Raw genomic sequence first — 12,425 nt, forward strand, 5'->3', positions numbered from 1 at the left:
CCCCGCCGGCTCTGGGACGACCTAGAGCGCGTGCGGCGGAAGTGGGAAGAGGGCAACCGATTCTCGCTGCACTCCCTGAGCGTGGCGTTGAGCCCCGAAGGCAGCACGCTCACGGCCCCGGACGGTGAGTGGTCGTTCTCCGTCTGATCCCCGAAGACCGCCCCGTCTGTCTGCTCCCCCCGTGGCGGATGGGCGGGGCTCTTCCGTCTTAGCTGTTCGTCTCGCCCGGCTTCCGCTCAGATACGTACGTCCCGCGCTGGGGGACCGTGAACACGTAGCCCTCTTCCCGCAAGAAGCGAACAGCGTTGCGGGCGGTTTCCCGCGCGACCCCGAAGCGCTGGGTCAATGCCGACTCAGATGGAATCTTGCGGTTGACCACCAAAGCGCCACGCTCAATGTCGGCAATGATCAGCGCCGCAATCTGCCGGTACACCGGGGTGGGCGACCCGTGGTCAATCTCGCTTTCGGACATGCGGCCAGAGTAGACAACCGGCCACGTCCGGGCCCACCTCTGTACGTCCACAGACTGACATAGACGAAGGTAGACAAGTTTCGTTAGGCTGCACAGCAGACCCCGGCGACGGAGACGGCTGGTACCCGTCTTGATCCGCCCCGGGGCGTGGCCAACAGCTATGAAGGAGCTGTGACATGCGTGACCTTATCGCCTCTTTCTTCGAATGCCTTCGGGCGCTTCTCGCTCCGCGCCGACCCGGACGGCACTCCGCGCGCTACCTCTGCCCACCGGCCTTTCAGCCTGCCCCTGCCCGCACTACGGACCCGTGGTCTCGTCCGTGGAGGGGGCCCAGTAGTGCCCAGGTCCGCGCAATCTTCCGCCCCGAAGAGGAGGAGGAAACAACCCTCCCCCTGTCACCAATCCAGCGTGAACGCCGGTACGCCGCTGCCTTCGCCGCAATCGGTGTGGACTACGACTACCCCGGAGCACCGTTTCCGGCACGGGCGTTTCCGACCATGGCGGTCTCGGCATGACCAGTGACACGCTCACTCTTCGGCCCACGTTCGGACGCGTCGCCCTGTGCGTGAAGTGCCACACGGTCGGGAAGGACCCCGTCCCCGTCCGGTGGATACAGAGCACCAGCGGCCCAGGAACTACCCTCTACGCCTGCCCTGAGCACGCGAAGGCGCTGCCCCCCGGCCCGATGTCGGGAGAGCCTGAGAAGCCCCTCTAGCGGCTCCCCGCTGGGTCCAGCCCCGTTCGGCTACTGGCCGGACGGGGCTCTTCGCGTCTTGACGTGCGGGTTTGCGTGCACGGTTTGACAAGACACCCGGGCGGGTGCGGGACCGTTCACGCCAACACCGCCGCGGACGTTCCGGCCCGTCTCGAGGCGCTGGGCATGACGGCTGGCCTCGACCGGGCGGCGCTGCACAGCCAGTTGGCGGCGGCCCTGTCGGTGGTGATCCATCTCGTACGGGACCGGGGCGGACGGCGGCGCGTCGCCGAGGTGCACGTGCTGGAGCGGGACGCGGCGGGACTGGTGGTGACCGTGCCGGCGCTGCGGTGGGGCGCCGAGGGGTTCGTGCACGAGCGGGGCTGGGCGCGGCTGCGGACGTTGATCGGGGGTGCGCTGTGACGGGGGCTGAGCCGCTGTACGCGGCCGCGGTGTGCGCGGGGGCGCTCGCATGGCTGGCGGCGGACCAGGAACGGGGGCTGCGGCGGGGGCGGCTGCTGCTGGCGGGCGGCGGTGCGGTGCAGACGCCCGCGGGGGGCTCATGGCGGTCGTCCCGCCTGTGGGAGCGGGTGCGACGGCTCGGGAGGGAGTGGCTGTGCCTGCCGGCGGCGCTGGTCCTCGCCGTGCTGGGGCAGTCCGTGCTCCCGCTGCTCGCGGGGGCGGCGGCAGTGCCGTTGGTCAGACGGCGGCTGCGGGCCCGAGAGCGCAGGCGGGAGGAGGACCGGCGGGCCGAGGGGGTCATCGCGCTGTGCGGCGAGGTCGCCGGCGAGCTGAGGGCGGGGCTCCAGCCGGGGCAGGCGCTGCTGTTCGCCGCGCGGTCCACAGGAGTGCTGGGCGGCGCGGAGGTCGCGGTGCTGGCGGCTGCGCGGTTCGGGGGCGATGTGCCGCGGGCGCTGCGGGAGGCGGCGCGGGCGCCGGGGGCGGACGGGCTCGCCGGAGTCGCGGCCTGCTGGCGGGTGTCGGTGGACAGCGGGGCGGGGCTGGCCGCCGGGCTGGACCGGCTGGAGGCGGCTCTGCGGGCCGAGCGGGACCAACGAGAGGAGTTGCGCGCTCAGTTGGCGGGTGCCTGGTCGACGGTGGTCTTGCTGGCGCTGCTCCCGGTGGTCGGCCTGGCGATGGGCTGGGCGCTGGGGGCCGATCCGCTGCACGTGCTCCTGCACACCCCGGCGGGCGCGGTCTGTCTGACAGTCGGCGGGCTGCTGGAGGCAGCCGGGCTCTGGTGGGCCGCGCGGATCGTTCGGAGAGGGGAGAAGGGGTGAACGGGGAAGTTGTCCACAGGCTGGGGGCAGCGGCGGCGATTCTCGGCGTCGTCTCCTGCGCTGGCTTCACCGTCGCGGCGCGACGGCAGGAACGCAGGGTGCGCCAGCGGATCGCGGCACTGCTGGCTGTGGAGCGCGGACGGCGGCGGCTGTGGCGGCCGGAGTACGGGCGGCGGGCGAAGCCCTGGGCGGCGCCGCTGGGCGCGCTGATCGCCGCGTGTGTCCTGATCGGCGGGGCGACCGGGACAGTCGTCGGGCTGGCCGCGGCGTTCGGAGCACGGCGCTGGCAGCGCGGTCGCGAGCGCGCCGTGAGCGGCGACCAGGACCCGGGTCTGCTGACGGACCCGGCCGTCGAACGCCAACTGCCGCTCGCAGCAGACCTTCTGGCTGCGTGCATCTCGGCCGGGGCGGGCCCGCGCGAGGCGGCGCAGGCGGTCGGGGAGTCCCTGGGCGGACCCGTCGGCGAGCGGCTCGCCAGGGCGGCGGCCGAACTGCGACTCGGCGGCGAACCAGCCCGGGCGTGGGGGTGGTTCGGCCGGATACCGGGCGCGGCGGCGCTCGCCCGGTGCCTGGAGCGGGCCGACTCCACCGGCGCTCCGGCTGCCCAGGCGGTGTCCCGGCTCGCCGAGCGCTGCCGCGCCGACCGGGCCAGGGCGGCCGCGGCCCGCGGGCGCCGGGCGCAGGTCCTGATCACCGCCCCGGTGGGGCTGTGCTTCCTGCCGGCGTTCCTCGCGGTCGGGGTGGCCCCCGTGGTGATCGGCCTGGCAGGCGGACTGCTGAAAGGCAGCTGAGGAGTTGCGCCGACCAGTCGGCTGCGGCGATCGAGAAGCGAGGCGGCCGAAGAAGCGAGGCCGCCGACGAGCTACGGCAACTGAACTATTTCTTGCGGGGGTTGAGATGTGGAAGTCGATGCGGCAATGGCTGTGCGGCCTGTCGCGCAGGGTCCGTGCGGACGAGGGGATGACGACGTCCGAGTACGCGATGGGAACGATCGCGGCCTGTGCTTTCGCGGCCGTTCTGTACAAGGTCGTCACCAGCGGCGCGGTGTCGGGAGCGCTGGAGTCGGTCATCGGGAAGGCGCTCGATGCGCAGTTCTGAGGCCTGGGCGCGCGACAGGGGGTCGGTGACGGCGGAGGCGGCTGTCGCGGTGCCGGCGCTGGTCGTGTTCGCCATGGCGCTGGTCTGGGCGCTTATGGCGGCCTCGGCGCAGATCCAGTGTGTGGACGCGGCTAGAGCCGGGGCGAGGGCGGCCGCGAGATCGGAGCCGAGGGACGCCGCGCTGGCCGCGGCCCGCTCAGCGGCTCCAGGCGGCGCACGCATCACGCTCGGGCGTGCGGGTGAGCTCTGGCGGGTGCGGGTCGAGGCGGACGCCCCGGGGCCGGGTGCGCTGGCGCTGACCCTGAGCGCGGACGCGGTGGCTCTCGCGGAGGACGCCGTGGGACAGGAGGCGGCTCGGTGAGCGGCCCGCTGGGAGGCTCGGTGAGCGGCTCGGCGAACCGGGAGCGCGGGTCGGCCACCGTGTGGGTCGCCATGGCCGCGACGGTGCTGTGCGCGGTCTTCGCGGCGGTCCTCGCCCTGGGGCAGGCAGTGGTCGCCCGGCACCGGGCGGGCGCGGCAGCCGACCTCGCCGCGCTGGCCGCCGCCGACCATGCGCTCTCCGGGACGGCGGCGGCCTGCGCCAAGGCGGGCGAGGTGGCCGGGGCGCAGGGCGCGGCGGTGGTGCGGTGCGCCGTGCGCGGCGAGATCGCCGATGTGACGGCACAGGCGAGCTTCGGCCCGTACGCCCCGACGGTCAGATCCCGCGCGGGCCCTCAGACGCCTGTGGAGCAGCCCCCTGAGCCCCCGCCACGCCCGGACCGGGGAGACGACCGGCCGAGCGGGGTCCCCGGCCCTGAGGGAGCCTCCTCAGGCCCGGGTGGGGGCGCCTGGCTGGCGGGAGCCTCCCCAGGCCCTGGTGCGGGCGTCTGGCCGGCGGGAGCCTCCCCAGGCCCGGATGCGGGCCCCCGCCCGGCGGAAGTCTCCTCATCGTCCGCAGCGGTCGCCTGGTCCGCGGGTGCCTGTGCTCCGTTCGGAGCAGCCGTTGGGCTCGCCTGGGGGGCTTCCCGGAGCAGTTCCGTGAGGAGGCGGACCGCGCCGCGCTTGTGGAGAGGGTCGTTCCCGTTGCCGCATTTGGGGGATTGGATGCACGACGGGCAGCCCGCCTCGCACTCGCACGACGCGATGGCCTCACGCGTCGCGGTCAGCCACTCGCGGGCCGTGTGGAAGGCCCGCTCGGCGAAGCCCGCGCCACCCGGATGGCCGTCGTACACGAAGACCGTCGGCAGCAGCGTGTCCGGGTGGAGGGGGACCGAGACCCCGCCGATGTCCCAGCGGTCGCAGGTGGCGAAGAGCGGCAGCATGCCGATGGAGGCGTGCTCGGCGGCGTGCAGAGCCCCGCCCAGCTGCTCCGGATTCACCCGGGCGGCGTCCAGCTGGTCCTCGGTGACCGTCCACCACACGGCCCGCGTCCGCAGGGTGCGCGGCGGCAGATCGAGCTTGCTCTCGCCGAGCACCTCGCCGGTGATCAGCTTGCGGCGCAGGAAGGAGACGACCTGGTTGGTGACCTCGACGGACCCGTAGCAGAGCCGCCCCGAACCCCAGGGAATCTCGGTGTCGGTCTCCAGGACGGCGATGGAGGTGGTGTCGCGGGCGGTGGTGGAGTACGGCGGGTTGGCCTCCTCGACCAGGGCCGCCGAGTCCTCCAGGTCCAGGTGCTTCACCAGGTACGTACGGCCCTGGTGGAGGTGGACGGCGCCGTCGTGGACGGCGGTGTGGGCTGCCGAGGCGTCGACCGTGCCCAGCAGCCGGCCGGTGGCGGCCTCGACGATCTGGACCGGCCGGCCGCCCTCGCCCCGGATGTCGGTGAGGTCGGCGGCGCGCTCACGCCGGGTCCAGTGCCAGCCCGAGGTCCGGCGGCGGAGCAGCCTGGCGGTCTCCAGCTGGGGCATGAGGTCGGCGGTGGCCGGGCCGAAGAGGTCGAGGTCGGCTTCCGTCAGGGGCATCTCGGCGGCCGCGGCGCACAGATGGGGGGCGAGGACGTACGGGTTGTCGGGGTCCAGGACCGTGGACTCCACGGGCTGCTGGAACAGGGCCTCGGGGTGGTGGACGAGGAAGGTGTCCAGCGGGTCGTCGCGGGCGACCAGGACGGCCAGGGCGCCCTGGCCGGAGCGGCCCGCCCGGCCGGCCTGCTGCCACAGGGACGCCCGGGTCCCGGGGTAGCCGGCGATCACGACGGCGTCGAGGCCCGAGACGTCGACGCCGAGCTCCAGGGCGGTGGTGGCGGCCAGGCCGAGGAGTTCTCCGGAGTGCAGGGCTCGCTCCAGCGCGCGGCGCTCCTCGGGCAGGTAGCCGCCCCGGTAGGCCGCGACACGCGCGGGCAGTGAGCGGTCTACCTCGGCCAGTCGCTCCTTGGCGATCACGGAGATGAGCTCCGCGCCGCGCCGGGAGCGCACGAAGGCGACTGTCCGCACCCCCTGCACGGTCAGATCCGTCAGGAGGTCGGCTGTCTCGGCGGTGGCGGTGCGGCGCACCGGAGCGCCCTTCTCGCCGTGGAGCTCGGTGAGCGGGGGCTCCCAGAGGGCGAAGACCAGCTCGCCGCGGGGCGAGGCGTCGTCGGAGACCTCCTGGACGGGCAGGCCGGTGAGGCGGCCGGCGGCCACGGAGGGTTCCGCGGCGGTGGCGGAGGCGAGGAGGAAGACGGGGTTCGCTCCGTAGCGGGCGCACAGCCGGCGGAGGCGGCGCAGCACCTGGGCGACGTGGGAGCCGAATACTCCCCGGTAGGTGTGGCACTCGTCGATCACGACATAGCGCAGGCTGCGCAGGAAGGAGGACCAGCGGGGGTGGGACGGGAGTATCCCGCGGTGGAGCATGTCGGGATTGGTGAGGACGTAGTTCGCGTACTGGCGGACCCACTCGCGTTCCTCGACCGGGGTGTCGCCGTCGTAGACGGCGGGCCGGATCCGGTTGCCCAGCGGGGCGGCGAGTTCCTTGACGGCGCGCCGCTGGTCGGCGGCAAGGGCCTTGGTGGGGGCCAGGTACAGGGCCGTGGCGCCGCGTCCGTTGGGGGCCTCCGCGCCGTCCAGGAGGGCGGTGAGCACGGGCGCGAGGTAGGCCAGGGACTTGCCCGACGCGGTGCCGGTGGCGATGACGACGGATTCGCCGTCCAGGGCGTGCTCGGCGGCCGCTGCCTGGTGGGCCCAGGGGTGCTCGATGCCCGCCTGCTGAATGGCTTTGATCACTTCTGATCGAATGCGGTCGGGCCAGACTGCATGCCGACCGGGCTTGGGGGGCAAGTGCTCCGTATGAGTGATGCGCGCAGCCCGACTCGCCCCTGCGGTGAGCCGGTCGAGGACCGTACCGGGGGAGGGGCGGGTTTCCCCGCTCTCGGGAGGTCGACTGGGACGGTGATTCTTGGCCATCGGCACCGAGTGTGTCACCGGCGTGACGGACAATGGTCCCAAGGCGTCGTGCATGGCTGCTGGTAAGTGATTGAATGCCATCGCGGCTGGCGACCGTCCCCCGGCTCCGCCGGGGAGACCTCAGGGGGCGGCCGCTCGATAGCAAGGTGCTGGAGGATCCGTGGACCTGTCCCTGTCGACTCGCAATGTGTCCGGCCCGAGTGGCGACCGTACGGTCGTCGAGGTCGGTGGCGAGATTGATGTGTATACCGCGCCCAAGCTGCGCGAGCAGTTGGTCGAGTTGGTGAACGACGGCAGCTACCACCTGGTTGTCGACATGGAAGGCGTGGACTTCCTGGACTCCACCGGCCTCGGCGTGCTCGTCGGCGGTCTGAAGCGTGTGCGTGCGCATGAAGGCTCGCTGCGCCTCGTCTGCAACCAGGAGCGCATTCTCAAGATCTTCCGGATCACTGGTCTGACCAAGGTGTTCCCCATCCACACCACGGTCGACGAAGCCGTCGCGGCCACTGACTGACGGTCGGCTTCAGACTGCCGGAGGAAAGAGGGGCACCGGGCATCCAGCCCGGGCCCCTGAGATGCACGCCCGTACGTCCGAGGGGGATCGCATGGCCACCGTTGAACTCCGCTTCAGCGCCCAGCCCGAACACGTCAGGACGGCCCGTCTGGTGGCGGCTGCCGTGGCGCGCCGGGCCGGGGTCGACGAGGCGGTGCTTGACGAGGTCCGCCTAGCGGTCGGCGAGGCATGCAGCCGTGCGGTCGGGCTGCATCGCGTCAATGGCATCACCGCCCCCGTGCGCGTCGTCCTGACCGACGAGGAGAAGGCTTTCTCCATCGAGGTCGGGGACGAAGTACCGAGCGCGGGCGGCACAGACTCCTCCTCCGCTCGGGGCGCGCGCAACGGCGCAGACCAGGACGGCGACTCCGAGGGCGAGGACGAGATGGGGCTGGCGGTCATCAGCGGCCTCGTCGACGACGTGGAGGTCTCCTCGACCGACGACGGCGGCGTGATCCGCATGAGCTGGCCCACGACGCCAGTCACCCTCGAGCCCTGACCCCTCGAAGCCCTGCCCGTCTCGAGCCCTGACCCCGTCCGGGCTCGGAGATCCCGTGTGTCGGAGCCCCCGACCACTCCAACGGAGCAGTCGACGGTTATTCATTGTCATGGGTTGATCGCTCGACGTGGTGCCTCATCGCCCCTGCCGTCCGCCGCCACCCACTGTCACCCGTGATAGGCGTCCCGCGACGCGGTCGACGTCTTCCGTGTCTTCCGTCAGGCCGCCTGACCGGGCTTGAAGGCTGACCGGCCTGACCGTCTGGCGAGCAGCCGGCCTCGTCGCTCCCGCTCGGTTCCGTCGCCACGCGACGCGGACCGCATGGCGCGGGCCGTATCCGTACGTCCCCCGCCTCCACGGACCTGCCCCGGCCCCATGGCCCACCACTGCCGCCACCGGCCCCTGACAGAGCCCAGCCCTGCCCAGCCCACCCCCGCGGTGCTCGTCGCACGCCGGGCCGTGATCGGTGGCCCGCGAAGCCTCCCGCCGTGTCCTCAGCGGCCCCTCGGCAGCCCCCGTGGCCCCTTCGGCGCCGTCGGAGTCCAGCCGACTCCAGCCGACTCCAGTCCTGCGCCTCGGCCGGTTCTGCGCCGGCCGCACGGACAATGCATTGATCTTTTTTCTGATCGTCCAGTAATGGTTTGAACTTAAAAGCCATGCCTGATCAGGGGCTTTTTCCATTTCCAAGGTCAATGATCAAGCGTCAATGCCTTTGCCCCATTACCTCTTTCGGGGGTCTTTTCTGGAGGCGATCATTTGCTGAGTAGCAAGCGAAGGTCAATTCCATTTGTCGCGCACTGTTTTGATCAGGTTCCGCTCCCTACAATCCGTCCACATCTTGAGCTCTGAGCGTCAAGGAGGACGAATGGCGGGGCTCGTCAACTCAGAACTGTCCGACCAACCTACTTCTCTCGCAGCCGCGGTACTCACCGCCGACAACCGGCTGATCGTGATCGTCATCGCCGTCGTGGCCGTGGCGGCACTGTTCGTCGCCCAGCTGCTGGTGCGCCAGGTGCTGGCCGCCGGCGAGGGCACCGATTCCATGAAGAAGATCGCGGGCGCGGTGCAGGAAGGCGCGAATGCCTATCTGGCACGGCAGTTGCGCACTCTCGGCGTCTTCGCCGTCGTGGTGTTCTTCCTACTTCTGCTGCTGCCGGCCGACGACTGGTCGCAACGGGCCGGACGCTCGGTGTTCTTCCTGGTGGGCGCGGTCTTCTCGGCGGCCACCGGATACATCGGCATGCGTCTTGCCGTACGAGCGAATGTGCGCGTGGCCGCGGCCGCGCGTGAAGCCACTCCGGCCGAAGGCGAGCCGGAAAAGGATCTGACGGCTGTCTCGCACAAGGCCATGAAGATCGCTTTCCGTACGGGAGGCGTGGTCGGCATGTTCACGGTGGGCCTCGGCCTGCTCGGCGCCTCCTGCGTGGTTCTCGTCTACGCGGCCGACGCCCCCAAGGTGCTCGAGGGCTTCGGTCTCGGCGCCGCGCTGATCGCGATGTTCATGCGTGTCGGCGGAGGCATCTTCACCAAGGCCGCCGACGTCGGCGCCGACCTCGTGGGCAAGGTCGAGCAGGGCATCCCCGAGGACGACCCGCGCAACGCCGCCACCATCGCCGACAACGTGGGCGACAACGTCGGCGACTGCGCGGGCATGGCGGCCGACCTCTTCGAGTCGTACGCCGTCACGCTCGTCGCGGCGCTCATCCTCGGCAAGGCCGCGTTCGGCGACGCCGGACTGGCCTTTCCGCTGATCGTCCCGGCGATCGGCGTGGTCACCGCGATGATCGGCATCTTCGCGGTCGCCCCGCGGCGCGCCGACCGCAGCGGGATGACCGCCATCAACCGCGGATTCTTCATCTCCGCGGCCATCTCGCTCGTCCTGGTGGCGGTAGCCGTCTACGTCTACCTGCCGTCCTCCTACGCCAAGTTGGAAGGCGTCTCCGAGGCGGCCATCCTCGCGCACGAGGGCGACCCGCGGGTCCTCGCGGTCGTCGCGGTCGCCATCGGCATCGTGCTGGCCGCCCTGATCCAGCAGCTGACCGGCTACTTCACCGAGACGAACCGGCGCCCCGTGCGCGACATCGGCAAGTCGTCGCTGACCGGTCCCGCCACCGTCGTGCTCGCCGGCATCTCCATCGGCCTGGAATCCGCCGTCTACACCGCGCTGTTGATCGGCCTCGGCGTGTACGGAGCGTTCCTGCTCGGCGGTACGTCGATCATGCTGGCGCTCTTCGCCGTGGCGCTCGCCGGCACCGGCCTGCTCACCACCGTCGGCGTCATCGTCGCCATGGACACCTTCGGTCCCGTCTCCGACAACGCCCAGGGCATCGCCGAGATGTCCGGCGACGTGCAGGGCGCGGGCGCGCAGGTGCTCACCGACCTGGACGCCGTCGGCAACACCACCAAGGCCATCACCAAGGGAATCGCGATCGCCACGGCCGTGCTCGCCGCGGCGGCGCTCTTCGGCTCGTACCGCGACGCCATCGCGACCGCGGCCCAGGACGTCGGCGAGAAGCTCGGCGACGGCGCCCCGATGAACCTCGTCATGGACATCTCCCAGCCCAACAACCTGGTGGGCCTGATCCTCGGCGCGGCGGTCGTCTTCCTGTTCTCGGGGCTGGCGATCAACGCGGTGTCCCGTTCGGCCGGCGCCGTGGTCTACGAGGTGCGGCGGCAGTTCCGCGAGCACCCCGGGATCATGGACTACACGGAGAAGCCGGAGTACGGGCGCGTCGTCGACATCTGCACCAAGGACGCCCTGCGCGAGCTGGCCACTCCCGGTCTGCTCGCCGTGCTCACCCCCATCGCCGTCGGCTTCTCGCTCGGCGTGGGCGCCCTCGGCGCCTTCCTCGCCGGCGCGATCGGCACCGGCACCCTGATGGCCGTCTTCCTCGCCAACTCCGGTGGCGCGTGGGACAACGCCAAGAAGCTCGTCGAGGACGGCCACCACGGCGGCAAGGGCAGCGAGGCCCACTCCGCGACCGTCATCGGCGACACGGTCGGCGACCCGTTCAAGGACACGGCGGGCCCCGCGATCAACCCGTTGCTGAAGGTGATGAACCTGGTGGCGCTGCTGATCGCGCCCGCGGTCGTCCAGTTCAGCTATGGAGACGACGCGAACGCCGGGGTACGGGCGGTGGTCGCCGTCCTCGCCATTCTGATCATCGTCGGCGCCGTGTACATCTCCAAGCGCCGCGGCATCGCCGTGGGCGACGAAGGCAACTCCGCCGAGCGCAGTGCGAAGTCACCCGACCCAGCGGTGGTCTCGTAGCACCCGCTCACACAACGGCTCCACCGAGCACCTGCTCCAGCACGGGCTCAAAGGACGGGCGGACGGCGCGCATTGACGCGTCGTCCGCCCGTTGTGCGTACGCCCGTCGTGCGTACGCCGCCTCTGCGTCCGCCCGTCGTGCGTCCGGTCGTCGTTCAGTCGCCAGCCCGTCCTCAGCCCGTCCCCGGCCTGTCTCCACTCGACCTTCCCTCGGGCCCCTCGGGCCTTCACTCGGCCGTCCGTCCCACCGGAGTCCCCCCTGTACGTCCCCTGCTCGCCCCGCTGCTCGTCCCTCTGCCCGTTCGTCGGTCACGGGTGAGGCTTGTCTCTCGGGGTGTAAATGGTTCTAATAAGTGATGAACCGGGCGCACGCCACACGGCTGTCGCCCACTTGGCGTGTATGTTCCGGGGCCGAGAGCCTTGGAAGGGACCAATCCGGTGAACAAGAAGATTGCGGCCGCCCTGTCCGGCGGTGCGGTACTGGTACTCGCGCTGTCGGCCTGCAGCAGTGACGACGGCGAGGACAAGGTCAACGACTGGGCGAAGAAGTACTGCGACCAGGCGCAGTCTCAGATCAAGAAGCAGGCCGAGGCCGAGCGCCTCATCCGCTCGACCGCCTCGGACGGCGACCCGGCCGACATCCAGGCCGCAGACTCGAAGGCGTTCAAGGACCTCGCCGAGGTGAACACGGCGCTCGCGGCCGCGTTCCGCGGCGCCGGTGCGCCGCCCGTGGACAACGGCGACAAGCTGGTGGAGGCCGCGGCCGTCGAACTCGAGGCCAACGCCAAGGCGTACCTCGATCTGAAGAAGCAGATCGACGGACTCGACACCAAGGTCCAGCAGAAGTTCGCGGACGGGCTGGAGCCCGTCGCGGAGGGCCTGAAGAAGATCGAGAAGAACCAGGCCGCGCGGAATGAGCTGCGCGAGGGCGACACCGGCCCGGCGATGGCGAAGCAGCCGGGCTGCAAGGCGTCGACGACGTCGAACCCCGCGGCCGGCTCGGCCCCGTCCGACAAGCCCTCCGACAAGCCGTCCGAGAAGTCCTCCGAGAAGCCGGCGGACAAGCCCGCGGAGAAGGAGTCGGACAAGGAGTCGGACAAGGCTTCCGCCAAGGCCGCTCCGGCCGCGGTCAACAGGCCGTACGCCGGCCTCTGAGCACCGGCGGCCTCTGAGCCACCCGACGCACGGCGTCGCTCCCG

General features: G+C 71.3%; 10 protein-coding genes and 2 pseudogenes. 10 read left to right on the forward strand and 2 right to left on the reverse strand.

The window, feature by feature from the left end; genetic code table 11:
- Window positions 1–208: 208 nt before the first annotated feature.
- Complete coding sequence (locus AB0M39_RS20965) at window positions 209–472, reverse strand: GntR family transcriptional regulator (RefSeq protein ID WP_365366444.1); 264 nt, start codon at window positions 470–472, stop codon at window positions 209–211.
- Between the two features lie 790 nt (window positions 473–1,262).
- Between AB0M39_RS20965 and AB0M39_RS20970 the strand changes: the two are divergent.
- From AB0M39_RS20970 to AB0M39_RS20995, 6 genes and pseudogenes are all read left to right on the forward strand, one after another.
- Window positions 1,263–1,589 (forward strand): annotated as a pseudogene (locus AB0M39_RS20970) (ATPase, T2SS/T4P/T4SS family); the annotation flags it as partial.
- On the forward strand, window positions 1,586–2,446 hold the full coding sequence (locus AB0M39_RS20975; protein WP_365366446.1) for a type II secretion system F family protein: 861 nt from the start codon (window positions 1,586–1,588) through the stop codon (window positions 2,444–2,446). The pseudogene AB0M39_RS20970 and the gene AB0M39_RS20975, both read left to right, overlap by 4 nt.
- Complete coding sequence (locus tag AB0M39_RS20980; RefSeq protein ID WP_365366448.1) at window positions 2,443–3,237, forward strand: type II secretion system F family protein; 795 nt, start codon at window positions 2,443–2,445, stop codon at window positions 3,235–3,237. Before AB0M39_RS20975 ends, AB0M39_RS20980 begins: the two co-directional genes overlap by 4 nt.
- A 106-nt stretch (window positions 3,238–3,343) precedes the next feature.
- Window positions 3,344–3,544 (forward strand): DUF4244 domain-containing protein, encoded by a 201-nt coding sequence (locus tag AB0M39_RS20985; RefSeq protein ID WP_365366451.1) that lies wholly within the window; start codon window positions 3,344–3,346, stop codon window positions 3,542–3,544.
- On the forward strand, window positions 3,531–3,905 hold the full coding sequence (locus AB0M39_RS20990) for a TadE family type IV pilus minor pilin (protein ID WP_365366453.1): 375 nt from the start codon (window positions 3,531–3,533) through the stop codon (window positions 3,903–3,905). The genes AB0M39_RS20985 and AB0M39_RS20990 overlap by 14 nt, the downstream gene beginning before the upstream one ends.
- A 20-nt stretch (window positions 3,906–3,925) precedes the next feature.
- A pseudogene (locus tag AB0M39_RS20995) lies at window positions 3,926–4,258 on the forward strand (Rv3654c family TadE-like protein); the annotation flags it as partial.
- Here AB0M39_RS20995 and AB0M39_RS21000 read toward each other — a convergent pair.
- Complete coding sequence (locus AB0M39_RS21000; RefSeq protein ID WP_365366455.1) at window positions 4,258–6,984, reverse strand: DEAD/DEAH box helicase; 2,727 nt, start codon at window positions 6,982–6,984, stop codon at window positions 4,258–4,260. The pseudogene AB0M39_RS20995 and the gene AB0M39_RS21000 overlap by 1 nt on opposite strands.
- Before the next feature lie 79 nt (window positions 6,985–7,063).
- On the opposite strand from AB0M39_RS21000, the gene AB0M39_RS21005 reads away from it, so the two are divergent.
- The 4 genes from AB0M39_RS21005 to AB0M39_RS21020 all read left to right on the forward strand — a co-directional run bounded on the left by AB0M39_RS21005 (window position 7,064) and on the right by AB0M39_RS21020 (window position 12,381).
- Entirely contained in the window at window positions 7,064–7,417 is a 354-nt protein-coding gene (locus AB0M39_RS21005; RefSeq protein WP_126885862.1) for an STAS domain-containing protein, read from the forward strand.
- 91 nt (window positions 7,418–7,508) lie between these two features.
- Window positions 7,509–7,955: an ATP-binding protein gene (locus AB0M39_RS21010; RefSeq protein ID WP_365366458.1), complete on the forward strand. Its 447-nt coding sequence runs from the start codon at window positions 7,509–7,511 to the stop codon at window positions 7,953–7,955.
- A gap of 865 nt (window positions 7,956–8,820) precedes the next feature.
- The gene (locus AB0M39_RS21015; RefSeq protein ID WP_365366460.1) at window positions 8,821–11,226 is read left to right on the forward strand and encodes a sodium-translocating pyrophosphatase; all 2,406 of its coding nucleotides are present in this window, start codon (window positions 8,821–8,823) and stop codon (window positions 11,224–11,226) included.
- Between the two features lie 438 nt (window positions 11,227–11,664).
- Window positions 11,665–12,381 carry a small secreted protein gene (locus AB0M39_RS21020; protein ID WP_365366462.1) on the forward strand — a complete coding sequence of 239 codons (717 nt, stop codon included), beginning with the start codon at window positions 11,665–11,667 and terminating at the stop codon, window positions 12,379–12,381.
- Window positions 12,382–12,425 lie beyond the last annotated feature (44 nt).

Origin of the sequence: Streptomyces sp. NPDC051907 (assembly GCF_040681075.1) — a bacterium.
In the GTDB taxonomy this organism is placed as follows: Bacteria; Actinomycetota; Actinomycetes; order Streptomycetales; family Streptomycetaceae; genus Streptomyces.

Bases quoted from the DNA above. Each gene is read 5' to 3' on its own strand.
- AB0M39_RS20965 (WP_365366444.1), bottom strand. From the start codon at position 472: ATGTCCGAAAGCGAGATTGACCACGGGTCGCCCACCCCGGTGTACCGG.
- AB0M39_RS20990 (WP_365366453.1), top strand. From the start codon at position 3,531: ATGCGCAGTTCTGAGGCCTGGGCGCGCGACAGGGGGTCGGTGACGGCG.
- AB0M39_RS21015 (WP_365366460.1), top strand. From the start codon at position 8,821: ATGGCGGGGCTCGTCAACTCAGAACTGTCCGACCAACCTACTTCTCTC.
- AB0M39_RS20985 (WP_365366451.1), top strand. From the start codon at position 3,344: ATGTGGAAGTCGATGCGGCAATGGCTGTGCGGCCTGTCGCGCAGGGTC.
- AB0M39_RS21000 (WP_365366455.1), bottom strand. From the start codon at position 6,984: ATGGCATTCAATCACTTACCAGCAGCCATGCACGACGCCTTGGGACCA.
- AB0M39_RS21010 (WP_365366458.1), top strand. From the start codon at position 7,509: ATGGCCACCGTTGAACTCCGCTTCAGCGCCCAGCCCGAACACGTCAGG.